The following is a 390-nucleotide window of genomic DNA, read 5'->3' on the forward strand; positions in this document are numbered from 1 at the left end:
GCAACTGACTTCAATTCCGTCATGACCTTCTTCTTCGAATGACTTCATGCAGCCTTGCGACGAGTAATCGCAGGAGCAAAAGAATTCATTCAAAACTGAACAAAGCAACTGACTTCGTTCCCGTCATGAGAAACGTCACTGTGATACTGCATGCAGCTTTGCGACGAGAAAGCGACGCAAGGAGCGCGCAGGAGCATATTCCAGTAACTTCATCGAGAGTTTTGAGTACTCTCAAAACTGAACAATAGCACAAGCGTCAAACAACCGAAGTTGTTCGTCGATTAGAGTATAAACTCCATAGAAAGGAGGTGATCCAGCCGCACCTTCCGATACGGCTACCTTGTTACGACTTCACCCCAATCATCTGTCCCACCTTAGGCGGCTGGCTCC

Annotated in this window: 1 rRNA gene; it reads right to left on the reverse strand. The window is 47.7% G+C overall.

The features are described 5' to 3' along the window. Positions 1–301: 301 nt before the first annotated feature. A 16S ribosomal RNA gene (locus tag M3212_RS21815) occupies positions 302–390 on the reverse strand; the annotation flags it as partial.

This window comes from Halalkalibacter oceani (assembly GCF_023715705.1).
In the GTDB taxonomy this organism is placed as follows: Bacteria; Bacillota; Bacilli; order Bacillales; family Bacillaceae_D; genus Halalkalibacter; species Halalkalibacter oceani_A.